This is a genomic window from Arthrobacter sp. PAMC25284, from assembly GCF_019443425.1.
Lineage (GTDB): Bacteria > Actinomycetota > Actinomycetes > Actinomycetales > Micrococcaceae > Arthrobacter > Arthrobacter oryzae_A.
In genome coordinates this window covers 1102271-1126552 of the sequence record NZ_CP080382.1, presented here as the reverse complement: position 1 = coordinate 1126552, position 24282 = coordinate 1102271, and the positions used below count along the sequence as shown (strand labels likewise).

Genomic DNA, 24282 nt, shown 5'->3' with positions numbered 1-24282 from the left:
CGCAGCAGTTGTGACTGTTAACTTCGTTTGGCGGTTTTTCGCGGTTGGGAATCAGCGCAGCTCGCGCCGCATGAGTAGCCGCGGGAATCCGTTGATCACCGAGTCCGTCACGGCGGCTTGGGTGAACCCTCCCCGTTCGAACAGCGCGCGGGTACCCACGTAGGCCATGGTGACGTCGACCTTCTCGCCGTGGTTATCAACCGGGTAGCCTTCGATCGCCGGTGCCCCGTGATCGAAGGCGAACTGCACGGCACCGGCCAGCAGATGATGAGAGATCCCTTTGCCCCGATGCCCAGGCCGGACCTTGATGCACCAAACCGACCACACATCGACGTCGTCCACATGCGGAATCTTGCGGCTTTGAGCGAAGCTGGTGTCGGCGCGCGGATGCACGCCAGCCCACCCAACCACCTCATCGCCGTCGTACGCGAGCACTCCCGGCGGAGGATCCTGACCGACCAGGTCCTTCACAAGCGCACCGCGCTCGGGACCGTGCAGCGCGAGGTTCTGCTTGGACGGGATGCGGTAACTCAGACACCAGCACGCATTCGCATCAGCCCGCTTCGGTCCAACCAATACCCTCACGTTTTCAAAAGACGTTGCAGGACGGACTTCGATTGCCATATCGTCACACTGCCACCGGTGCACGGCCCAGGCAATAGCGTTGCGGGCGTCGGAGCCGCCGAGCAGGCCAGGCCACCGTGCCATTAATCCTTGCGGTCGTTCTTGCGGTGAACCATCGCGTTAATCCAGAGCGGAGCGAACGGGGACGTGCAGTTTGGTGGGGTCGGGTAATCCTTGAGTACCGCCAGCCGTTCGCCGATGTCGATGGCACGGGCGCGGTGCTCTGCATGCTCGATCCCGATCTGGGCCAAGGTGTGGTTCATCGCCCACTGCAGACGGTCCGGAGCGTCCTTCATCTCCGCCTCAATTGTGTCCAACAGCCCTGACAGGTCGAGTCCCTCGGGTTTCTTCGCGACCCGTTCGGTGGTCAGTGCCCAGCCTGCGCTGGCAACCACCTGGTCCGGGTCAACGGTCCAGTCCACGCGCAGGTGTTCGGCGTGCGGGCTCTTCTTAACCACGTAGTTCACCAGCCAGTCATGCACTTTGGGGGCGCGGGCCTGCCGCAGCATCGCGTCCAGCTCGTCGCGTTCGAAGTCCCGGGGCCGGCAGGTCAATAGCGCGAGCAGCCGCGCTGCGGTGTCGCCGGTGGCCCACAACTCTAAAGCCAGGTCCTGCTGGGTCTTCAGCCGCTTCGCGACCGCGCGCAGCTTGGACAGGTTCACGCCGTGGTCATCACCGCGCTTCTCGTTCGCCTCCCGGATCTTCGGCTCCTCAAGTTCGGCCAGCTCGGCCATCACCGCGTCAACCGTCATCACAGACACCCCTGCTTCCCATCACTCCTCGATTGTGCGATTCACTCTACGGTCGCAGGCGGCGTCTAGGGAGAGAAAGTCAATCTCATCCGAGCCCGCTCCCGAAGAGACCTCCGGCCGGTGGTTCAGATACACCCAGCTGAACGATAAGTGGACTTTGGCGCCGTTGGTCGACCGTTAGCCACTCATGGTCGGCCGGCGGATCCGGACCAGCGGTGAGAGAGACGCCACAGAGTCCGACGGCGGCGGTGAGACTCAGTGACACTGGTCTGAGGGGCGTTTTAGCCCGGTATGGCACGGTTTGCCTGTGGGGGAGACGCCGATTTGCGTTGGGGGGTGTGGGTGGGTAGAGTTGTTCGAGTCGCCGGGTCGGGGGCCTGCTGGAAAGCTGGTCACGGACGGTTGGCCACCCCCCTTTTTTTGATGAATGGCCTGGAATATGGTGCGCTTTGTGGCGTGCCGGTGTCCGGGTGGGGATCCTCCTGGTGTGGTGGTGGATTGGTGTGATGCCGGTTTGCTTAGTGTGCCGGGTTCGGGTAAGTTTGTCAGGTTGCTCCGGAGCGATCCACGGTTGAGGTTGTGGTGGTGCCGGGTGTGTCTGTTGTTTGAGAACTCAATAGTGTGCCAAGTTTGTTGATACCAATTTATTGTATTGAATTGGTTGAATGTGCTGGATCCGCCACCCCGTGGTGTGGTCTGGTGTTTTTGGCTGGTTTCAAATTTTGTGCAGCCGGCGTTCCCGTTTTCCCGGGGGCGTGTGGTTGTGTCTGTTTTTGTTTTACTTCAACGGAGAGTTTGATCCTGGCTCAGGATGAACGCTGGCGGCGTGCTTAACACATGCAAGTCGAACGATGATCTCCAGCTTGCTGGGGGGATTAGTGGCGAACGGGTGAGTAACACGTGAGTAACCTGCCCTTAACTCTGGGATAAGCCTGGGAAACTGGGTCTAATACCGGATATGACTCCTCATCGCATGGTGGGGGGTGGAAAGCTTTATTGTGGTTTTGGATGGACTCGCGGCCTATCAGCTTGTTGGTGAGGTAATGGCTCACCAAGGCGACGACGGGTAGCCGGCCTGAGAGGGTGACCGGCCACACTGGGACTGAGACACGGCCCAGACTCCTACGGGAGGCAGCAGTGGGGAATATTGCACAATGGGCGCAAGCCTGATGCAGCGACGCCGCGTGAGGGATGACGGCCTTCGGGTTGTAAACCTCTTTCAGTAGGGAAGAAGCGAAAGTGACGGTACCTGCAGAAGAAGCGCCGGCTAACTACGTGCCAGCAGCCGCGGTAATACGTAGGGCGCAAGCGTTATCCGGAATTATTGGGCGTAAAGAGCTCGTAGGCGGTTTGTCGCGTCTGCCGTGAAAGTCCGGGGCTCAACTCCGGATCTGCGGTGGGTACGGGCAGACTAGAGTGATGTAGGGGAGACTGGAATTCCTGGTGTAGCGGTGAAATGCGCAGATATCAGGAGGAACACCGATGGCGAAGGCAGGTCTCTGGGCATTAACTGACGCTGAGGAGCGAAAGCATGGGGAGCGAACAGGATTAGATACCCTGGTAGTCCATGCCGTAAACGTTGGGCACTAGGTGTGGGGGACATTCCACGTTTTCCGCGCCGTAGCTAACGCATTAAGTGCCCCGCCTGGGGAGTACGGCCGCAAGGCTAAAACTCAAAGGAATTGACGGGGGCCCGCACAAGCGGCGGAGCATGCGGATTAATTCGATGCAACGCGAAGAACCTTACCAAGGCTTGACATGGACCGGACCGGGCTGGAAACAGTCCTTCCCCTTTGGGGCCGGTTCACAGGTGGTGCATGGTTGTCGTCAGCTCGTGTCGTGAGATGTTGGGTTAAGTCCCGCAACGAGCGCAACCCTCGTTCCATGTTGCCAGCGCGTAATGGCGGGGACTCATGGGAGACTGCCGGGGTCAACTCGGAGGAAGGTGGGGACGACGTCAAATCATCATGCCCCTTATGTCTTGGGCTTCACGCATGCTACAATGGCCGGTACAAAGGGTTGCGATACTGTGAGGTGGAGCTAATCCCAAAAAGCCGGTCTCAGTTCGGATTGGGGTCTGCAACTCGACCCCATGAAGTCGGAGTCGCTAGTAATCGCAGATCAGCAACGCTGCGGTGAATACGTTCCCGGGCCTTGTACACACCGCCCGTCAAGTCACGAAAGTTGGTAACACCCGAAGCCGGTGGCCTAACCCCTTGTGGGAGGGAGCTGTCGAAGGTGGGACTGGCGATTGGGACTAAGTCGTAACAAGGTAGCCGTACCGGAAGGTGCGGCTGGATCACCTCCTTTCTAAGGAGCACCTACAATCACCGTGCCTCATGTATGTGGGTGTGGCGGGGTTGTCAGGAGTATATGCCCGTTGCGCAGACGCTAGTTCTGCGGCGGGTGCTCACGGGTGGAATATCAACAAGTAGCGGCCGCGTGTTTGTCTGCGGCACCCAGTACGGCGGGTCTCTTCCTTTGGGGAGGGTCCGGCCTGGAACGGTGCGGCTCATGGATGGGTGGTTTCGTGTTTGGCACACTGTTGGGTCCTGAGACAACAGGACCGGATGTTGTGGCGGGTGTGTTCTTTTCCTTCGGGGGAGGGGCGGGCCGGCTGCGGGGTCCGGGTTTTGTGTTTCTGGTTTCCTGGCTGCACCGATGATGCACGTTTGTGTGTGTGGGGTGTGTGGTACGGGGTTGTTGTTTGAGAACTACATAGTGGACGCGAGCATCTTTTATAAGAAGCAATTTCCAAGAATATGAACCTGGATCTGTCCTGGGCGCCTTTCGGGGTGTTTGGGGTGGTTTTCGTGGTTCTCTCGAAAATAGCGTTTTATTGATCTTTTGTGGTCAAGTTTTTAAGAGCACACGGTGGATGCCTTGGCATTAGGAGCCGAAGAAGGACGTAGGAATCTGCGATAAGCCTGGGGGAGTCGATAACCGGACTGTGATCCCAGGGTGTCCGAATGGGGAAACCCCGCCAGACGCGCGAGTGATCTGGTGACCCGCATCTGAACACATAGGGTGCGTGGAGGGAACGCGGGGAAGTGAAACATCTCAGTACCCGCAGGAAGAGAAAACAATAGTGATTCCGTCAGTAGTGGCGAGCGAACGCGGATCAGGCTAAACCGTTCCATGTGTGATAGCCGGCGGGCGTTGCATGGTCGGGGTTGTGGGACTTTCCGTTCCAGCTCTGCCGGGCTGGGAAGGTGAGAGTGTGGACATAGGTGAACGGTCTTGAAAGGCCGGCCGTAGAGGGTGTGAGCCCCGTAACCGAAATGTTGTGCACCGCCTGGAGAGTATCCCAAGTAGCACGGGGCCCGAGAAATCCCGTGTGAATCTGTCAGGACCACCTGATAAGCCTAAATACTCCCTAATGACCGATAGCGGACCAGTACCGTGAGGGAAAGGTGAAAAGTACCCCGGGAGGGGAGTGAAACAGTACCTGAAACCGTGTGCTTACAATCCGTCGGAGCAGTCTTAGTTACTGTGACGGCGTGCCTTTTGAAGAATGAGCCTGCGAGTTAGTGTTACGTCGCGAGGTTAACCCGTGTGGGGAAGCCGTAGCGAAAGCGAGTCTGAATAGGGCGTTGCAGTGGCGTGATCTAGACCCGAAGCGAAGTGATCTACCCATGGCCAGGTTGAAGCGACGGTAAGACGTCGTGGAGGACCGAACCCACTTCAGTTGAAAATGGAGGGGATGAGCTGTGGGTAGGGGTGAAAGGCCAATCAAACTTCGTGATAGCTGGTTCTCCCCGAAATGCATTTAGGTGCAGCGTTGCGTGTTTCTTACCGGAGGTAGAGCTACTGGATGGCTAATGGGCCCTACAAGGTTACTGACGTCAGCCAAACTCCGAATGCCGGTAAGTGAGAGCGCAGCAGTGAGACTGTGGGGGATAAGCTTCATAGTCGAGAGGGAAACAGCCCAGACCACCAACTAAGGCCCCTAAGCGTGTGCTAAGTGGGAAAGGATGTGGAGTTGCGAAGACAACCAGGAGGTTGGCTTAGAAGCAGCCATCCTTAAAAGAGTGCGTAATAGCTCACTGGTCAAGTGATTCCGCGCCGACAATGTAGCGGGGCTCAAGTACACCGCCGAAGTTGTGGATTTCAGATAATAGCCAAGCCGCTCCCTTGTGGGGTTGGTTCAGGCGTCTGGAGTGGTAGGGGAGCGTCGTGTGGGCAGTGAAGTCGCGGTGTAAACCAGCGGTGGAGCCTACACGAGTGAGAATGCAGGCATGAGTAGCGAAAGACGGGTGAGAAACCCGTCCGCCGAATGATCAAGGGTTCCAGGGTCAAGCTAATCTGCCCTGGGTAAGTCGGGACCTAAGGCGAGGCCGACAGGCGTAGTCGATGGACAACGGGTTGATATTCCCGTACCGGCGAAAAACCGCCCATGCTGAACAGGGGATACTAACCGCCCGAAACCTGCCCGATCGCCCTTGTGGTGTGAGGGTTTTGGTGGAGCGCGGGACCTGATCCTGGGAGGCAAGCGTATTAACAGGTGTGACGCAGGAAGGTAGCCGAGCCGGGCGATGGTTGTCCCGGTCTAAGGATGTAGGGCGAACGGTAGGCAAATCCGCCGTTCATGATGCCTGAGATCTGATGGGACTCCCGTAAGGGGGGATTCGGTGATCCTATGCTGCCAAGAAAAGCATCGACGCGAGGTTTTAGCCGCCCGTACCCCAAACCGACACAGGTGATCAGGTAGAGAATACTAAGGCGATCGAGAGAATTATGGTTAAGGAACTCGGCAAAATGCCCCCGTAACTTCGGGAGAAGGGGGGCCCCCATCGTGATGGACACTAGCTGTCCGGAGCGTGCAGGGGCCGCAGAGACCAGGGGGAAGCGACTGTTTACTAAAAACACAGGTCCGTGCGAAGTCGCAAGACGATGTATACGGACTGACTCCTGCCCGGTGCTGGAAGGTTAAGAGGACCGGTTAGCCGCAAGGCGAAGCTGAGAATTTAAGCCCCAGTAAACGGCGGTGGTAACTATAACCATCCTAAGGTAGCGAAATTCCTTGTCGGGTAAGTTCCGACCTGCACGAATGGAGTAACGACTTCCCCGCTGTCTCAACCATAAACTCGGCGAAATTGCAGTACGAGTAAAGATGCTCGTTACGCGCAGCAGGACGGAAAGACCCCGAGACCTTTACTATAGTTTGGTATTGGTGTTCGGAGTGGCTTGTGTAGGATAGGTGGGAGACGTTGAAACCCGGACGCCAGTTCGGGTGGAGTCATCGTTGAAATACCACTCTGGTCACTTTGGACATCTAACTTCGGCCCGTAATCCGGGTCAGGGACAGTGCCTGATGGGTAGTTTAACTGGGGCGGTTGCCTCCTAAAAAGTAACGGAGGCGCCCAAAGGTTCCCTCAGCCTGGTTGGCAATCAGGTGTCGAGTGTAAGTGCACAAGGGAGCTTGACTGTGAGAGAGACATCTCAAGCAGGGACGAAAGTCGGGACTAGTGATCCGGCGGTACATTGTGGAATGGCCGTCGCTCAACGGATAAAAGGTACCTCGGGGATAACAGGCTGATCTTGCCCAAGAGTCCATATCGACGGCATGGTTTGGCACCTCGATGTCGGCTCGTCGCATCCTGGGGCTGGAGTAGGTCCCAAGGGTTGGGCTGTTCGCCCATTAAAGCGGTACGCGAGCTGGGTTTAGAACGTCGTGAGACAGTTCGGTCCCTATCCGCTGCGCGCGCAGGAAATTTGAGAAGGGCTGTCCTTAGTACGAGAGGACCGGGACGGACGAACCTCTGGTGTGTCAGTTGTACTGCCAAGTGCACCGCTGATTAGCTACGTTCGGATGGGATAACCGCTGAAAGCATCTAAGCGGGAAGCTCGCTTCGAGATGAGATTTCCATACACCTTGTGTGTGAGAGGCCCCCCAGCCAGACCACTGGGTTGATAGGCCGGATGTGGAAGCGAGGACTAACGACTCGTGAAGCTGACCGGTACTAATAGGCCGATAACTTACACCACACACTCCTCCCCGTGAACGGATTCAAAAGACGTTCACACCACGGGAAGAGTAAAGAAACAAGATACGCTTGCGTCCACTATGTGGTTCCCAACCAACAAACCCGCCACGGGTTTCGTTGCCTGGTGAACCAACAACAAAATAACAACACCACACCACCCCCACACACAACGGGGGCGGACGTGGACAGGTTGTAACCACAACTTTCCCCACCCCGGCCATGCCAGGATGCGGGACATAAGGTTACGGCGGTCACAGCGTGGGGGAAACGCCCGGTCCCATCCCGAACCCGGAAGCTAAGACCCACAGCGCCGATGGTACTGCACCCGGGAGGGTGTGGGAGAGTAGGACGCCGCCGGACAACCATTAACAGGTCGAGAGCCTCCAACCACCAGGTTGGAGGCTCTCCCTCATTTAACCACCACGCAGACGCAACGGGGTTGACCGCACGGATAGCCGATATTCGACCCTTGAACTTACGGACCGGCCGTCCACGGCCGGCAGGGAGTCGTAGTGTGCAGGGCAAGCTCGCAACTGTGCGCCCACGAGCGGGAACCGCCGGAAACATCGGCATGACGACCATTGGGTCCGGAAGACTGGAACCACGTTGTGTGAGTCTTGCCACCGCGAGGCTCCGTCCGGTCCGCGCTGTTAGCAGGCGGCTGGCCCCTCGCTTAGAATTGATGGAGATGTACGGACTTCGAAGCGCTTGATTTCGGGTTGCGTAAGAAACGAAACACGGAACAGAGCGGCTGCGATTGCGCCAGTGGTCAGCTCAATACAGGAGGAATCCAGCTATGGCTGAGCACAAGGACGACAACCGCGGCGGCAAAGACCGCGGGAACTTCGGCGGCGGACGGAACTCCGGCGGCGGCGGGTTCCGTGGGGCCAACAATTCGGGTGGCGATCCTCGTGGCTTCCGTGCCAGGGAGGACCGGGGCTCGGAAGGGTCCCGCCCGCCCCACGGGGATCGGGACCGTAAGTCCTATGGTGATCGTCCGGCCCGTGATGGTGAGCGTAAGCCGTTCAGTGGTGGCGGGGACCGGGATCGTAAGCCGTTTGGTGATCGTCCGGCCCGTGACGGCGGAGAGCGCCGTAGCTTTGGCGGTGGCGATCGCGACCGTAAGCCCTTCAGCGGCGGCGACAACCGCAAGCCGTTCGGCAACCGTGATGACCGTCCCGCCCGCAGCTTCGACCGGGGCGACTCCGGTCCCCGCCAGTTCGGCCGCGACCGTGCGGAAGACCGCCCGGCCCGCGTCCCCAACGCCCGGGACCTGCGCAGCGCCAACCGGCCCGACCGTGAGCGCTCACCGCAAATCGACGAGGACGTCACGGGCAAGGAACTTGACCGCGCCACCCAACACCAGATCAAGACCCTTGAAGCCGCCAGTGCTGAGTGGGTAGCCCGCCACCTCGTCATGGCAGGCCGTCTCCTCGACGAAGAGCCCGAACTGGCCTTCCAACACGCTCTGGCAGCAAGCCGCCGCGGCGGCCGGCTGTCCGCCGTCCGCGAGGCTGTGGGCCTGACTGCCTACGCCGCCGGTCACTACGGCGAAGCCCTGCGCGAGTTCCGCACCTACCGCCGCATCAGCGGATCCAACATGCACCTGCCCGTCATGGCGGACTGCGAACGTGGCCTCGGCCGTCCTGACCGCGCCCTGGAGATGGTCAGGTCCGAAGAAGCGAAGGACCTGGACGCCCCGGGCAAGGTCGAGCTCGCCATCGTCGCAGCCGGCGCCCGCACGGATCTCGGCCAGCTCGATGCCGCAGTCTCCGAGCTGGAGATCGCGCAGTTGGACATCAACCGTGCATTTTCTTACAGCCCGCGCCTCTTCCGCGCCTACGCGGATGCACTGACCGCGGCCGGCCGCACCGCGGAAGCTGGCAAATGGCAGCACCAGGCCGGCGTCGCCGACAACGCACTCGGCCTCGGAACTGACGAGGAACCTGACATCATCGACCTCGGCTGGGATGAGGAAGAAGAAGCCCGCGCCGAAGAGCAGCAGCGCCGCCTTGTCGCCCAGCAATCGGCCGAAGCTGCAGCTGCCGCCGAAGCGCGGACCCCGAGGGCCGCAGGCGCTGCCGCCGTGGCCGGCCTGCCCGAGGTCGCGGCCGAGTCCGGAACGAACCCCGAGGATGAAAGCTCCGACGACGACGAAGCCGGCCACTTTGAGTCCGACGACGCAGAGTCTGATCAGGATTCCGTGGAAGAGGACGCACTCGACAGTGCCGATTCGGAGCCTGCAGACGGGTTGGACGAGATTAACGAAGCGGAGCCTCAGCCCGAGGACCACACAGAACGTATGGGGGACTAATCAAATGGCCGAAACAGACCTGATCTCACGGTTCGATGCACTGCTCGCCGACCTTGACGGCGTCGTGTATGCAGGCCCGCATGCTATACCGGGTGCGGTTGAGTCGCTGCGCCGGCTTGCCGGGATTGGCGTCGGTCTCGGCTACGTCACCAACAACGCGTCCCGCACGCCGGCCCAGGTCGCACAGCACCTGCGCGAACTGGGCGCCCCGGCGGACGACCACCAGGTGGTCAGCTCCTCGCAGGCGGCTGCGGCGTTGCTGGCCTCCATGTTCCCGGCGGGAGCCCGGGTGCTCATCACCGGCAGCAGCGCGCTGGCGGAGGAAGTCGATCTCGTCGGGCTGGTCCCGGTCCGTAGCGCCGAGGATGATCCCGTCGCCGTCGTCCAGGGCTTCAATCCAGAAATTGGCTGGAAGGACCTGGCCGAAGCGTCATTTGTCATCGCCGGCGGTGCGCAGTGGGTGGCCACCAATACAGACATGACCATTCCGCAGCCCCGGGGTTTCGCGCCCGGAAATGGAGCGCTCGTGGCGGCGGTGGCCGCCGCTACCGGAAAAACGCCGCTCGTCGCCGGCAAACCCGAGGCGCCCCTGTTCCACACAGCCGCGAAACGGCTGGCCGCGGACCGGCCACTCGTCGTCGGCGACCGGCTCGACACCGACATCCTCGGCGGAAACAACGCAGGGTTTGCCACGGTAGCCGTGCTCACCGGCGTCGACACGACGGAATCCATCCTTGCCGCGCGGACTCTCGAGCGCCCGGACTTCCTGATCCGGGACCTGACGGAGTTGTACCGTCCTTATCCTTCCGTGGAGAACGACGACGGCCGGTTCCGCTGCGGCGCGTCCGCGGCGACCGTGGACGGAAAGACTGTCCGCATCAGCGGTGATCCCGGTGACCTGGATTCCTGGCGGGCTGCCTGTGCAGCCTGGTGGGCGGCCAACCCTGACACGGCCAGCGCCCTGGCGCCAGCCGTCGAATGGCTTGACCACTAGCTCGTGTCAATGCTGGATACACACCAGGGCCCGGACGCCCCGGCCCGGGTCGACTGGCCGGAGCTCCCGTCCGAACCGGGCCCAGAGTCTTCACCCGGGCAGTCGCCTGCTGACCTCGACGCGGGTGCCCACGACCTGGCCGTCAGCTCAATCCTGGCGCGGCTCGCGGAGATCCCGGAAACGGCCGTGTCCGGGCACCTCGATATTTACACCCGGCTTCACGATGACCTCCGGGACGCCCTCAGCCAGGACGCCACGGCTCACAGCCCTGAACCGAAGGACTCCGCGCAATGAGCAGGCTTGACCAGGTTCTTGTCAGCCGCGGGATGGCCAGGTCCCGCACCCACGCCGCCCGGCTGATTGCCGAGGGCAAGGTCAGCTCCGATGGCGAGGTGCTGGCGAAGGCCTCACTCCAGGTTCCGGACGGTACCGTGCTGGATGTCCAGGCCTCCGCAGAAGACATTTACGTCAGCCGCGCAGGCCACAAACTGGCCGGTGCGCTGGACGCCTTTCCCGGCGTCGAGGTCCAGGGCAAGCGGTGCCTCGACGCCGGTGCCTCCACCGGCGGATTCACCGACGTCCTTCTTCGGCGCGGAGCAAACCATGTGGTGGCGGTCGACGTCGGTCACGACCAGCTCGTCCCTGAAATCCGCAATGACGCTCGGGTCGCCGTCCATGAGGGGCTCAACGTCCGCTACATGACGCCGGCCGAGATTGGCGGGCCGGTCGAACTGACGGTGGCGGACCTGTCCTTCATCTCCCTCACGCTCGTGGCGGCGTCCCTCGCGGTTTGCACAGAACGCGGCGGTGACCTGGTCCTGATGGTCAAGCCGCAGTTTGAAATCGGTAAGGACCGGCTGGGGCGCACCGGCGTTGTCAGCTCCGAACGGGAGCGGCGCATGGCCGTCGGCAAAGTGGCGGCCGCCGCAATGGACGCAGGCCTTGATTTGAAGGGACTGGCCGTGAGCCCTTTGCCCGGCCAGGACGGAAACGTCGAGTACTTTCTGTGGATAAGGCGCGGGATTCGCACGGATCTGCCTAAGATCGAGGAGCGGGACGCGGCGGTTGCTGCGTTACTCGGAACAATCTGGCCACAGCACTAGAACCACCAGAAGGCGGAACCCGATGAGCAGGCGCGTCCTGATCCTTGCCCACACAGGCCGCGAGGAATCTCTCAAGGCTGCTTGGGAGGCATGTGCCCTGCTACAGGTCTCCGGCCTGATTCCGGTGATGCAGAAATCCGAGTTGGCGGACATGGTTAGCTTTTTCGGCCAGCTGGACCACCCGGTGGAGGTCCTTCACGACCACGTCAAGCTGTCCGACGTCGAACTCGTCATGGTGCTCGGCGGCGACGGCACGATCCTGCGGGCCGCGGAACTGGTCCGGGACGTCGATGTGCCGCTATTGGGCGTCAATCTTGGCCACGTAGGGTTCCTGGCCGAGAGCGAACGTGCCGACCTGGAACAGACTGTCGACTGGATCGCCCGCCGTGACTATACGGTGGAAGAACGGATGACCATCGACGTCCAGGTCTGGGTCCGGGGCCAAAAGATCTGGCACACCTGGGCCCTGAACGAGGCTGCCATCGAAAAAGGCAACCGGGAACGGATGCTCGAGGTCGTCACCGAGGTCGACGAACGTCCGCTGACCTCGTTTGGCTGCGACGGCGTCGTCCTGGCGACCCCCACTGGCTCCACCGCGTACGCTTTCTCCGCCGGCGGCCCCGTGGTGTGGCCTGAAGTCGAGGCCCTGCTGATCGTCCCCATCAGCGCCCACGCCCTCTTCGCCAAGCCGCTGGTGGTCTCGCCGCGGTCCCGGCTCGCGGTGGAGATCCTCAACCGAACCGACGCCAGGGGTGTGCTGTGGTGTGACGGACGGCGTTCCGTCGACCTGCCACCCGGGGCCCGGATCGAAGTGACCAAGTCCGCCACCCCGGTGCGGCTGGCCAGGACCCATCAAACGCCGTTTTCCGCACGTCTGGTCCGGAAGTTCGAACTGCCGATCCAGGGCTGGCGCGGCCCCGTTCCGCAGACCGGCACCGTGCACACCGGGCCGATCCCCGTCGTCCATACCCCGGGCGCGATGCCGTCGCCCGCTGCCCCGCGGCATGCAGGATCCGGCGCCCCCATCGATCCCTCAACTGCGAAGTGAACCATGCTTGAAGAACTGAGAATCCGCGACCTTGGAGTCATCACCGACGCCACCCTGCCGCTGGGCCCGGGGCTGAGCGTGGTGACGGGTGAAACAGGTGCCGGCAAGACAATGGTCGTCACCGCCGTCGGGCTGCTTCTCGGCGCTCGATCGGATGCTGGTGCCGTGCGCAACGGAGCCAAGAGTGCTTCCGCTGAGGCCGTGGTGAAACTCGACGCCGGCCACGCCGCCGTCCTCAGGGCGCGCGAGGCCGGCGCCGACGTCGAAGAATTCGACGGAGGCGCGGAACTGCTGCTCGCCCGCAGCGTGGGCGCCGACGGCCGGAGCCGGGCTTACCTCGGCGGACGTGCCGCGCCCGTGGGAGTGCTCGCTGAAATCGGCGAAAGCCTGGTCGTGGTGCACGGGCAGTCCGATCAGATCCGGCTCAAGAGCCCGGTCGCACAGCGGGGAGCGCTGGATAAGTTCGCGGGTGAGGGCTTCGCCGGGATTATGTCCGCCTACCAGGAACTGTATGGCCATTGGAACGCCAGCAAGGCAGCACTGGATGCGCTCCGCAGCGCTGCGCGGGAGCGGCTGCGCGAGGCGGAGTCTCTGGAGGCCGCACTGGCCGAGATTGACGCCCTGGACCCCCAGCCCGCAGAGGATGAGTCGCTCAAGGCCGAGGCCGTGAAGCTCGCGAATGTCGAGGAACTGCGAATCGCTGCGAGCACCGCTCACCAGGCGCTTATCGCCGAGGACTTTGGTGAGGGCAGTGACGCCACCGCATTGGTCGACGCCGCCAAGCGCACCCTCGAACATGTCGCCGAGCACGACGAGGAACTCGGATCCGCGGCGGCCCGCCTGGCCGAGGTGGGCTTCCTGCTGAACGACATCGCCACCGAGCTCGCCAGCTACCAGGCTGCGCTGGACACGGAGGGCCCGGAACGGCTCGCGGAGATCGAGGACCGCCGGGCCGCACTGGCCGGCTTGGTCCGCAAATACGCGCCGAGCATCGATGAGGTGCTGGTCTGGGCCGGGCAGGGCCCCGGGCGCGCTATGACGAACTCCAGGACGATTCCACCCGGATCGAGGCACTCGACGCCGAGGTGGCCCGCGCCGAGGCCGCACTGGGGAAACAGTCCACGGCCATCAGCAAGGCCCGCAAAAAGGCCGCCAGGGACCTCTCGGCCCGGGTCAGCGCCGAACTGAAGGCGCTGGCGATGGCGGACGCCACCCTGGTCATCAACGTCGATCCGAGCGGGCAGTTGGGGCCCTTCGGCGCCGATGACATCAGCTTCCTGCTCCAGCCGCACTCCGGTGCCCCCGCCCGCCCGCTCGGCAAGGGCGCCTCCGGCGGTGAGCTCTCGCGGGTGATGCTGGCGATCGAGGTTGTGCTGGCAGCCGTGGACCCGGTCCCGACGTTTGTCTTTGATGAGGTGGACGCGGGCGTCGGCGGCCGTGCCGCCGTGGAGATCGGGCGCAGGCTGGCCATGCTCGCCCAGCATGTGCAGGTGCTCGTGGTCACCCACCTGCCACAGGTGGCCGCGTTCGCCGATCAGCACATCCGGGTCACCAAAACCTCCGTGCGCGGCAGCGACGGGGCCACAGCAACGGGGTTCACCTCCAGCGACGTTCAGTTGCTTGACGAGGCCGAGCGTGTCCGCGAACTGGCCCGCATGCTGGCCGGCCAGGAGGACTCCGAATCCGCCCGGGCCCACGCCCAGGAACTCCTCGATGACGCCAGGCTCCTCCCGCAGCGCCGCTGATCGCGGGCCGCGTGACGTGGGCACAAACACAACCGGCAGCAGCCGAACAACCCGTGGAAGGCTGAATTGATGATAGGCTCGAACTCCGTGGTGCAGCGATCAAATTCCCGTGTAAATTCCCGGTTTCCGGGCTCGTCCAAGACGACCAAACACATCTTCGTCACCGGTGGTGTGGCGTCCTCGCTCGGCAAAGGACTGACGGCTTCAAGCCTCGGTCACCTGCTGCGGGCACGCGGTTTGTCTGTAACTATGCAGAAGCTCGATCCCTATCTGAATGTGGATCCGGGCACGATGAATCCTTTCCAGCACGGCGAAGTCTTCGTCACCGACGACGGCGCCGAGACTGACCTCGACATCGGCCACTATGAGCGTTTCCTCGATGAAAATCTCGAAGGCTCAGCCAACGTCACGACCGGCCAGGTCTACTCGACCGTCATCGCCAAGGAACGGCGCGGCGAGTACCTCGGCGACACCGTCCAGGTCATCCCGCATATCACCGATGAAATCAAGCGGCGCATGCGGCTGCCCGCCGAAGGCAAGAACGCCCCGGACGTCATCATCACCGAAATTGGCGGCACGGTCGGCGACATCGAATCGCAGCCGTTCCTTGAATCCGCCCGCCAGGTCCGCCAGGATATTGGCCGCGGCAATGTATTCTTCCTGCACGTGTCGCTCGTTCCGTACATTGGACCGTCGCAGGAACTCAAGACCAAGCCAACCCAGCACTCCGTGGTGGCGCTGCGCTCGATCGGCATCCAGCCCGAAGCCATCGTGATCCGTTCGGACCGCGAAGTCCCCGATGCAATGCGCGAGAAGATCGGCCGCATGTGTGACGTCGACATCGACGCCGTCGTCAACGCAGCCGATGCCCCCAGCATCTACGACATCCCCAAGACTCTGCACGCCCAGGGTCTGGACTCGTACATCGTCCGCGCCCTGGACCTGCCGTTCAAGGACGTCGATTGGACCAGCTGGGACAAGCTTCTCGACGCGGTTCACAACCCCAAGCATGAGGTTGAGGTTGCCCTCGTCGGCAAATACATCGATCTTCCGGACGCCTACCTGTCCGTGACCGAGGCCCTGCGTGCAGGCGGCTTCGCCAACAACACCAAGGTCAAGATTCGCTGGGTCCCCTCGGACGAGTGCGATACCAGTGAAGGGGCCATGCAGGCCCTCGACGGCGTCGACGCCATCTGTGTACCCGGCGGCTTCGGTATCCGCGGCCTCGAAGGCAAGCTGGGCGCCCTGAAGTTCGCCCGCGAAACCAAGCTTCCGGTCCTCGGACTGTGCCTGGGCCTGCAGTGCATGGTGATCGAGTACGCCCGCAACGTTGTTGGCCTCGAAGGTGCGTCCTCGTCCGAATTCGAGCCGAATTCCAAGTACCCGGTCATCGCCACGATGGAAGAGCAGCTCGACATCGTTGACGGCAAGGGCGACCTGGGCGGCACCATGCGCCTGGGCCTATACGAAGCCAAGCTGGACAAGGGTTCCGTTGTCGCGGAAACGTACGGCACCACGACGGTCAGCGAACGCCACCGGCACCGCTACGAGGTCAACAACAAGTACCGCGATCAGATCGCCGCGAAGGGACTGTCCTTCTCCGGTACCTCACCGGACGGCAAGCTCGTGGAATACGTGGAACTTCCCCGGGAAGTCCACCCGTACTACGTGGCGACCCAGGCCCACCCCGAGCTGAGCTCACGCCCGACCCGCCCCCACCCGCTCTTCGCGGGCCTGGTCAAGGCGGCCCTGGCACACCAGCAGGGTGCAGGAATGGAGCAGACGGACACGTCCGTTTCCGTTGCGGAGGCTAAACCGGCCCCGGCAGCAGCTTCCAAGTAAGACTGACGAAACAAAGGACGGCGCGATGCCCGGTATGTCTGAGACCCCCAATGCTGCACGGCAGGTTTCGGACGAGCCGAGCCCGCGCCGTCTTTTGTCCTCGCATAAGGTTTACGAGGGGCGGATCTGGGACGTTGTCAGCGACAGCTTCAAGCTCAGCGACGATGGCGAACCGCTGGTCCGGGACTACATCGATCACCCCGGCGCGGTCGCTATCCTCCCGATGAACGACGACGGCGACGTCCTGCTTCTACGGCAGTACCGGCACCCCGTTGGCATGGATCTCTGGGAGATCCCGGCGGGGCTGCTCGACGTCGAAGGCGAAGACTTCGTAGCGGGAGCGGCCCGGGAGCTGGCCGAGGAAGCCGACCTCATCGCCAGCCGCTGGAACGTCCTCGCGGACTTCTTCAATTCCCCCGGTTCCTCCAGTGAGGCCATCCGTATCTATCTGGCCCGCGGCCTGAGCGACGTTCCCGGACACGAGCTCCACGTCCGCACCGATGAGGAAGCCGAAATCGAACTGCACTGGACACCGCTTGATGAGGCGGTCGCGGCAGTGCTCGACGGACGGCTGCATAACCCGTCCGCCGTCGTCGGAATCCTTGCCGCCGCGGCGGCCCGTACCGATAACTTCCAGGCGTTGCGTCCGGCTGACGCGCCGTGGCCTGCCCACCCCAGCCAGCGCTGATGACTGACGTCGTGGCGGCGCCGCCCTCCGCCCCGGCCACGCCCGCCGGGGCTACGCACGCCGTAGCGCCCTCTCCGGCGCCGTCTTCCGCGCCAGCGAACTCTACTGCGCCGGCGGCTCCGGTCCGGCCCCAGACGGCGATCGACCGTGGCGTGACCGACTACCTCCAGCACATGGGAGTGGAGCGCGGCCTTGCGCTCAACACCCTTTCCGCCTACCGGCGTGACCTGGCACGCTATGCCCGGCATGTTTCATCGTCCGGGCGGGAGCGTCCCGAGGAGATCACCCGCCATGACGTAACCGCTTTTGTCCGGGCCCTCGCTGACGGGTCCGACGGCGGCTCCGTCCTCGGCGTCCGCTCATTGGCACGGACGGTGGTGGCGGTGCGCGGGCTGCACAAATTCTGGGCGCTCGAAGGCGTCACGCCGACCGACCCGGCCAGCGACGTCCACCCGCCCATGCCCGGCAAACGGCTGCCTAAAGCCATCAGCGTCGATGAGGTCACAAGGATCCTCGAAGCCGTCAGCACGGACACCGCCACCGGACTGCGGGACCGCGCGCTCCTGGAGTTCCTGTATTCCACCGGGGCACGGATCAGCGAGGCCATGGGCCTGGACGTCGACGACGTGGCACTTCAGGACGCCGGACGGACCCGGGCCGGCACGGATGCCCAGGACGCCACGGACACAGGCCCGGCCATCGTCCGGCTTTTCGGCAAGGGCTCCAAGGAACGGCTGGTTCCGCTGGGATCGTTTGGGGCGCGAGCGCTGGACGCGTACCTCGTCCGCGGCCGGCCGATGCTGGCCGCCAAGGGCAAAGGGACGCCGGCACTCTTCCTGAACGCACGCGGCGGCCGGATCAGCAGGCAAAGCGCCTGGACCATCCTGAAAACCGCCGCGGACAAGGCCGACATCACCAAGGATGTCTCGCCGCACACGCTGCGGCATTCGTTCGCCACGCACCTGCTGCAAGGCGGTGCGGACGTCCGTGTCGTCCAGGAACTGTTGGGCCATGCCTCCGTTACCACCACCCAGGTTTACACCCTCGTGACAGCCGACACCCTGCGCGAAATTTACGCCGCGGCGCACCCTCGGGCCCTCGGCTAACGCAACCTCTACGACGTCGGCCGCGGCGCACCCTCGGGCCCTCGGCTAACGCAACCTCTACGACGTCGGCCGCGGCGGGCACCGCCAGATAAACGGGCCGGACGCTAGGGTGGATTCATGAAGTGGACCGCTGTCACCCTGTGCTTCCTGCTGCGCGACGGTGCCGTCGGAACGCAGGTCCTGCTCGGTACCAAGAAGACCGGGTTCGGCGTCGGCAAAATCGTGGGGCTCGGCGGACACGTGGAACCGGGGGAGTCCCAGGCCGAGGCCGCCTGCCGCGAAGTGTACGAGGAAGCCGGAATCGTGGTCCGCGAGCATGACCTTAGGATCGCCGGGCAGATCCAATTCGTCTTTCCCGCCCGGCCGGAGTGGAACATGTCCACGAGCCTTTTCACCGCGCGCCGTTGGACCGGCGAACCCGCCGAAAGCGACGAAATTATCCCCGAGTGGTTCCATATCTCGTCCTTGCCGCTGGAGCGCATGTGGCAGGACGCCGGACACTGGTTGCCGCTGGCCTTGGCAGAGGGCACCGTGGAAGCGGTCATAACGTTGAACGAGGACAACGAGACCGTGGCCTCAGCGGAATATTCAGAGACTTGAATCGACGGGTTCTGGACAAACACTCGTATAACAGGGCTTGTTCCGGCACGGATAATCCCCTCCGGCCCCACCTGGTCAGTCCTGGGTCGCCGTGAAATTCAAGGACGCCGTGAAATTCAGGGACGTCCAACTTGGTATCGATGTGACCGATAACCGGGTGGTTGCGTCGATCATGCCAGCCATTCTTTTGCCGCGGCCAAATCGGTCTGGGCGATGCCGTGTCCCCCCGGGCGCAGGATTTGTTCTGCGTTGGCACCGTGTTGCCGTAGAGCGGTGATGAGTGTGTTGCCGTAGAGCGGTGATGAGTGTGTTGACGCTGGTGAGTGGGGCCATGGGGTCGGTCTCGCCGTTCAGGATCAGGAACCTGCTGCCGACCAGGTCAGCGGCGTCCTCCCTGTCGCCGAGGGGGTACATCCCGGAGAACGCGACCACCTGGCCCACGGCCTTGGGCTGGAGCATGGCTGTGGCCAGGGCGATGTTGGCGCCGTTGGAGAAACCTACCGCCACGACGGGGCGCCCGGCCAGGCTGTAGTGTTCCCGGGCTGCTGTCAAGAAGCCGGCCAGGTCAGCGGCGCGGGCGATGACGTCGTCGACGTCAAATACCCCTTCGCCGTGGCGGCGGAACCAGCGGAGCATTCCATGTTCCTGCACCTGCCCACGGGGCGCGAGGACCCCCGCGCCCGGGTGGAGTTCCGCGGCGAGGGAAGCGATCTCGTGCTCGTTGCCGCCAGTGCCGTGCAACATCAGCAATACCGGTGCGTCGGCCTCGCCGGGGGTGTAAACGTGCGGCCAGCCTGTGACGGTGGTGGTAATGGTGGTCATCTGCGGTCCTATCGTCCGGCCATCGCCGGGTTGTTTTCGGCCGGCAGCTGGATGCGGGCCACGGAATGTTCGATGGCTTCGCGCGAGGGCTCGAGCCACGGCGGCAGCTTCAGGGAGCGGCCGAGTTCCAGGAGCGGCTCGTCGATGTCGAAGCCGGGCGTGTCGGTGGCGATTTCGTAGAGTACGCCGCCGGGTTCGCGGAAATAGATGGAGGTGAAGTACCTTGGTGCACCCGGCCGGGCAGGATTTCATCGGGAACCGGGTCCAAAGTCGTTCTGGTTAGGACAGACTGGGTGGGCAAATATGGTGATGTTGGAAGTGGCCGGCGGTCGATACCGGCCGGTTGATTTGCAAGGAGCGTCATGTCAGGCAGTAATTTCTTTCTCGATAAGTCCGACCCGGCAAGCTGGAGAGCCTTGAACGGACTCGCATTCAAGGTCGCCGACGCCGCCCAGCAGGCCGGTGTGCCGCGATTGGTTCTTGAACTGGTCAATGTGCGGATCTCGCAGCTGAACGGCTGCGCCTTCTGCCTGGACCTGCACGTCCGCCTCGCCCGTGAGGCCGGCGCCAGCGAACAGCAGATCGCCGTGCTCCCTGCCTGGCGGGAAACCACAGTGTTCACCCCCATCGAGCGCGCCGCCCTCACGGTCGGCGAAGCAGCCACCGAACTACCCGGCCACGGGCGCCTCCAGACCGAGATGTCGGCAGCGCGCGCAGTCCTGACCGACGGCCAATATTCGGCCCTGCAGTGGGCGGCGGTCACGATGAATGCCTTCAACCGGATCTCCATCCTCAGCGGCCACCCTGTCCGCCCCCGTGCCGCGGAGGCCGGAGACCGGGGCGCTGGCCAGGAAGCCGTCGGGAGCCCGGCATGAGCAACCTCGAAACCGCCCCCCAGGAGATACTCTGCGGGCAGGACGGCCCGCCCGCAGGTGTGGAAATCCTGCCCCCGCGCGAAGTTCCCCTGGGCGGGCCCCCGCGCCATGCCCGTACGCCGGACCCTGCCGCAGAAAAAGCGCAGCCTCATCGGCTCCTGGTGCTTCCTGGACCATTATGGCCCGGACCTGGTCTCCTCCTCCGGCGGCATGAAGGTCGCACGGCACCCGCACACCGGCCTGGCCACCGTCAGCTGGTTGTTCACCGGCAGGATCGAGCACCGGGACTCCGCCGGCTACACCGCGACCGTCCAGCCAGGGGAAGTCAACCTCATGGTCGCCGGCCGCGGAATCTCCCACCAGGAACTCTCCACCGCCGACACCACCGTCCTGCACGGAGCGCAGCTATGGTTCGCGCTGCCCGAATCCACCCGCCACATGGCCCCCACGTTTGAGCACTACGCCCCTGAGCCCGTCCGCCAGGGAGCCGCCGAACTGAAAGTCTTCATCGGCTCCCTGGCCGGATCCACCTCACCGGTGGACACCTACACCCCGCCCCTGGTCGCCGCCGAGGCCACCATCAGCTCCGGCGGGATCCTGGAACTGGACCTGGACCCGTCCTTCGAACACGGCATCCTGCTCGACGCCGGGGACCTGGTTCTGAACGGCGCGCCCCTGCCGGTGGACCACCTCGCCTACCTGCCCACCGGGCAATCCCGCCTGGTCCTGGAAGCACAAGAGACCCCCGTACGGGTACTCATCCTGGGCGGCGAGCCGCTGCGGGAACAGATCGTCATGTGGTGGAACTTCATCGGACGCACCCACGAGGAAGTCGTCGCCTACCGGGCAGCGTGGCAGGCAGAAATCGGCGCGGAACCGGCCGCACCGCCCGCCGGTGGGACCTACCCCGACGGCGCCCCGAACCCCCGCTTCGGCCCGTTCCCGGAAGGAACCCCGGAGCCACTGCCCGCCCCCGTCCTACCCAACGCCCAGCTGCGCCCCCGCGGCTAAGAACCGAACAGCGGCTGCAACAATCACAAGGAGCCCCTGTGGAACCACAAACCATCACCGTCAGGCACGCACCCGAGAGCCACTGCTACGAGCTCCTCGACGGCGGCACCGCGATCGGGAAGACCGAGTACGTGCCAGCCAGCGGCCCGGCTGACAGGGAACGGATTTTCTACCACACCGAAGTAAACGACGCCTACGCCGGCAAGGGCCTTGCCTCGGTGCTGGCCAAGCACGCACTGGATAACACCGTCGCCGCAGGGCTGACCATCATCCCCGTCTGCCCGTACATCAAAAGCTGGATACGCCGTCACCCGGAGTACCAGCAGCACGCCTCACCCATCCGGCCCGCGCACCTCGCCGCCGTCGACCATGTCTACAAGCCGTAAGGTGAAGTGGGCGTGGGACTGACTTTTGAACACACCACCCTAGGCCAGCGCGTGCTGTTCGGCACCGGCAACGCGGCCGAACACCTTGCCGGAGAGATCGAACGTCTTGGCGCGAGGAAGGTCATGGTGATCGCCTCCGTCAGGGAACGGCCTGAAGCGGAGCGGATCACCGCCGGCATCGACGCCGCCCTGATCCATGACGACGTCGCCCCGCACGTACCCATCGAGAAAGCGGAGATCGCCCGGAACACGGCGATCCGCAACGACATCGACCTGCTGGTCAGCGTCGGCGGCGGCTCCACTACCGGTCTTGCCAAAGCCATCGCTCTGACCACCGGCTTGCCCATCATCGCAGTGCCGATCACCTACGCAGGCTCGGAGGCGACGAACGTCTGGGGACTCACCGAATCATCGCGTAAAACCACCGGAGTCGATGACCGTGTGCTTCCCGTAACCGTTATCTACGATGCAGCACTCACGCTGTCCCTGCCGAAGGACTTGAGCGTCGCCTCAGGCCTGAACGCCCTGGCCCACTGCATCGACTCCATGTGGGCGCCCCGGACCGACCCCATCAATCAGGCGCTTGCCGCGGAAGGCATCCGCGCCCTCAACAACGGCCTTCCAGTCATCAGCAGCAACCCGAACGACCTGCCCGGCAGGGAACGGGTCCTGTATGGGGCGTACCTCTCCGCGGTCGCCTTCGCCTCCGCGGGATCCGGCATGCACCACAAGATCTGCCACGTCCTGGGCGGCCGATGGAACATGCCCCACGCTCAAACCCACGCCGTCGTGCTCCCGCACGTCCTGGCCTTCAACGCGCCCGCCGCCACCGGCGCGGCCCACAGAATCGCGGCCGCCTTCAGTACGGAGAACGCCCTGGAAGGCCTGAACACGCTCCGGCACACACTGGGCGCACCCACAGCACTCAAAGACCTCGGGCTGGCCAAGGAAAACATCAACGAAGCCGTCCAGCTCATCCTTCCCGCCATTCCCGCCTCCAACCCCCGCCCCGTGACCGAGGAAAACCTCACCGTCCTGCTTACTGCAGCCCACGCCGGAACCTCACCGGGGTGAGCACCTCCGCTGAGCCGGCCCGCCCGTCCGCCAGCGCGTTTGAGTGTCACAAGCTCCCCGGACTCTGGTTCTCAAGCCCGTAGTGGTTCCCTGTTCGGGCCCCTCCGCTGGGGCGCATGTGGGTGAACGCGGCATACTGGTTGCCTGCTTCACTGACCGGCGAAACGCACGTCGTCGTCGTTGTCCTCACTGCCGGCCATGAAACCATGGCGTCGATCGACAGACTTTCACCGGGGATGTAACCATTGCGGCCCGGCCGGAAACAATACAGTTAGCCTGCTGCTCAGGACACTGCTTATAGGGGGAAACGTGCTTTCCGAGCGCGAATTGGCGTTTATCGCCATTCACAAAGACAACTATCCACAGGTATTCCGGTTCGTACGCCGGCGGGTGGAATCGCCGGAGATGGCCGAGGAACTGGCCGCCGACGTATTCAGGGTGGTCTGGCAAAAGTGGGACGACGCGACGTCTGTGGACACGGCGTGGCTGTTAACCGTTGCCCGGAACCTGGTGGGAAACGCTTACCGGACCCGCGACCGGCAGCTGGCCCTGCAGGACAAGCTGCGGTCCGTGGCGGTGCTGCGCTTCGGCGGTGAGTCCGGCAGCGTTGCCGTCCACGATGCGCTGTCACGGCTGAGGGAAAAGGACCGGGACATCCTGCAGCTGGCTTACTGGGATGAACTGGGACCGCGGGAGATTGCGCGCGTTTTGCAGTGCAGCGAAGCCGCCGCGAAGGTGCGCCTGCACCGGGCCCGCGCGGCGTTCCAGAAGCACCTGCCCGCGGGGACCGCATCGATCACGTCAGAATCAGCCACGCAAAGAATGGGCGCATGAGATGGACCCGATCAAGAACATGATGTCCGGTGCGGATCCGCTGAACCGGGACACATCCGAGGAGCCGGACGGCGAATCGGCCCTGCGCCGGATGCTCACCGAACCGGTGGCGTTCAGCGACAGTCGGCCGCCCAACGTGGCCACACTGGAAGAAGTCCGCCGCCGCAGGCGTGCCCGACGCGCAGGCCCTGGCTGGCATCGCCGCCGCGGCCGTGACGGTGGGAGTGCTCGTGGCTACGAACCTGGGATCCTTGACCTCTGCACCCGCACCTGCCGGAACGGCGGAGCCCACCGTAACGGCGACGGCACCGGCACCGGCCACAGGGACAGCAACACCAACACCGATGCCATCAGCGGCATCCTCCGCCGCGCTGGCGGTTCCCGACGGGCCCACGCCCGCTCCGGCGGCATGGCTGTCCTATACGGATGCCACCGGTCAGGCATCGTTCGACATTAAAGAGGGATGGTCGGTTCAAA

Annotated in this window: 17 protein-coding genes, 3 rRNA genes and 2 pseudogenes; 19 read left to right on the top strand and 3 right to left on the bottom strand. The window is 63.5% G+C overall.

The genetic code is table 11. From position 1 onward, the window contains the following. Nucleotides 1-51: 51 nt before the first annotated feature. Together KY499_RS05295 and KY499_RS05290 are read right to left on the bottom strand one after the other, a co-directional pair. Nucleotides 52-624, bottom strand: coding sequence for a GNAT family N-acetyltransferase (locus KY499_RS05295; RefSeq protein ID WP_123254013.1), 573 nt, complete (start codon nt 622-624; stop codon nt 52-54). 83 nt (nt 625-707) lie between these two features. Then, complete coding sequence (locus KY499_RS05290; RefSeq protein ID WP_219886380.1) at nt 708-1376, bottom strand: DNA alkylation repair protein; 669 nt, start codon at nt 1374-1376, stop codon at nt 708-710. Between the two features lie 783 nt (nt 1377-2159). Here KY499_RS05290 and KY499_RS05285 point away from each other — a divergent pair. The 13 genes and pseudogenes from KY499_RS05285 to KY499_RS05225 all read left to right on the top strand — a co-directional run bounded on the left by KY499_RS05285 (nt 2160) and on the right by KY499_RS05225 (nt 18803). Then, nucleotides 2160-3686: ribosomal RNA gene (locus KY499_RS05285) — 16S ribosomal RNA — on the top strand. A gap of 541 nt (nt 3687-4227) precedes the next feature. Beyond that, a 23S ribosomal RNA gene (locus KY499_RS05280) occupies nt 4228-7364 on the top strand. Nucleotides 7365-7606: 242 nt separating this feature from the next. Continuing rightward, nucleotides 7607-7723 (top strand): 5S ribosomal RNA (rrf, locus tag KY499_RS05275). The 16S, 23S and 5S rRNA genes sit together here, the layout of an rRNA operon. Before the next feature lie 436 nt (nt 7724-8159). Continuing rightward, nucleotides 8160-9677: a hypothetical protein gene (locus tag KY499_RS05270; protein WP_258190973.1), complete on the top strand. Its 1518-nt coding sequence runs from the start codon at nt 8160-8162 to the stop codon at nt 9675-9677. Between the two features lie 4 nt (nt 9678-9681). Further along, the gene (locus tag KY499_RS05265) at nt 9682-10671 is read left to right on the top strand and encodes an HAD-IIA family hydrolase (RefSeq protein ID WP_123256275.1); all 990 of its coding nucleotides are present in this window, start codon (nt 9682-9684) and stop codon (nt 10669-10671) included. Nucleotides 10672-10680: 9 nt separating this feature from the next. Beyond that, a complete protein-coding gene (locus KY499_RS05260) occupies nt 10681-10965 on the top strand; it encodes a hypothetical protein (RefSeq protein WP_123256276.1) in 285 nt (94 codons plus the stop codon). Then, the gene (locus KY499_RS05255; protein ID WP_123256277.1) at nt 10962-11774 is read left to right on the top strand and encodes a TlyA family RNA methyltransferase; all 813 of its coding nucleotides are present in this window, start codon (nt 10962-10964) and stop codon (nt 11772-11774) included. Before KY499_RS05260 ends, KY499_RS05255 begins: the two co-directional genes overlap by 4 nt. A 22-nt stretch (nt 11775-11796) precedes the next feature. Further along, nucleotides 11797-12822 (top strand): NAD kinase, encoded by a 1026-nt coding sequence (locus KY499_RS05250; protein WP_123256278.1) that lies wholly within the window; start codon nt 11797-11799, stop codon nt 12820-12822. A 3-nt stretch (nt 12823-12825) separates the two neighbouring features. Next, a pseudogene (recN, locus tag KY499_RS05245) lies at nt 12826-14567 on the top strand (DNA repair protein RecN). 69 nt (nt 14568-14636) lie between these two features. Further along, complete coding sequence (locus tag KY499_RS05240; RefSeq protein WP_258190972.1) at nt 14637-16409, top strand: CTP synthase; 1773 nt, start codon at nt 14637-14639, stop codon at nt 16407-16409. Nucleotides 16410-16434: 25 nt separating this feature from the next. Beyond that, nucleotides 16435-17097: an NUDIX hydrolase gene (locus tag KY499_RS05235; protein WP_123256280.1), complete on the top strand. Its 663-nt coding sequence runs from the start codon at nt 16435-16437 to the stop codon at nt 17095-17097. Beyond that, complete coding sequence (gene xerD / locus KY499_RS05230) at nt 17097-18203, top strand: site-specific tyrosine recombinase XerD (protein ID WP_123256281.1); 1107 nt, start codon at nt 17097-17099, stop codon at nt 18201-18203. Before KY499_RS05235 ends, xerD begins: the two co-directional genes overlap by 1 nt. Before the next feature lie 117 nt (nt 18204-18320). Beyond that, nucleotides 18321-18803, top strand: a complete 483-nt coding sequence (locus tag KY499_RS05225; protein ID WP_123256282.1) for an 8-oxo-dGTP diphosphatase — start codon at nt 18321-18323, stop codon at nt 18801-18803. Between the two features lie 75 nt (nt 18804-18878). Here the strand turns inward: KY499_RS05225 and KY499_RS05220 are convergent, their stop codons facing one another. Next, nucleotides 18879-19625, bottom strand: a complete 747-nt coding sequence (locus KY499_RS05220) for an alpha/beta hydrolase (protein WP_219886378.1) — start codon at nt 19623-19625, stop codon at nt 18879-18881. 362 nt (nt 19626-19987) lie between these two features. Between KY499_RS05220 and KY499_RS05215 the strand changes: the two genes are divergently transcribed. The 6 genes and pseudogenes from KY499_RS05215 to KY499_RS05190 all read left to right on the top strand — a co-directional run bounded on the left by KY499_RS05215 (nt 19988) and on the right by KY499_RS05190 (nt 24262). After that, the gene (locus KY499_RS05215) at nt 19988-20500 is read left to right on the top strand and encodes a carboxymuconolactone decarboxylase family protein (RefSeq protein ID WP_219886376.1); all 513 of its coding nucleotides are present in this window, start codon (nt 19988-19990) and stop codon (nt 20498-20500) included. Then, nucleotides 20497-21511: pseudogene (locus KY499_RS05210) on the top strand (pirin family protein). Before KY499_RS05215 ends, KY499_RS05210 begins: the two are co-directional and overlap by 4 nt. A gap of 38 nt (nt 21512-21549) precedes the next feature. Then, nucleotides 21550-21897: a GNAT family N-acetyltransferase gene (locus tag KY499_RS05205; RefSeq protein ID WP_219886375.1), complete on the top strand. Its 348-nt coding sequence runs from the start codon at nt 21550-21552 to the stop codon at nt 21895-21897. A gap of 12 nt (nt 21898-21909) precedes the next feature. Next, nucleotides 21910-22971: a maleylacetate reductase gene (locus KY499_RS05200; protein ID WP_219886373.1), complete on the top strand. Its 1062-nt coding sequence runs from the start codon at nt 21910-21912 to the stop codon at nt 22969-22971. Nucleotides 22972-23280: 309 nt separating this feature from the next. Beyond that, the gene (locus tag KY499_RS05195; RefSeq protein WP_123256287.1) at nt 23281-23805 is read left to right on the top strand and encodes an RNA polymerase sigma factor; all 525 of its coding nucleotides are present in this window, start codon (nt 23281-23283) and stop codon (nt 23803-23805) included. Nucleotide 23806: 1 nt separating this feature from the next. Further along, nucleotides 23807-24262, top strand: a complete 456-nt coding sequence (locus tag KY499_RS05190; protein ID WP_219886372.1) for a hypothetical protein — start codon at nt 23807-23809, stop codon at nt 24260-24262. The last annotated feature ends 20 nt before the right edge of the window (nt 24263-24282 follow it).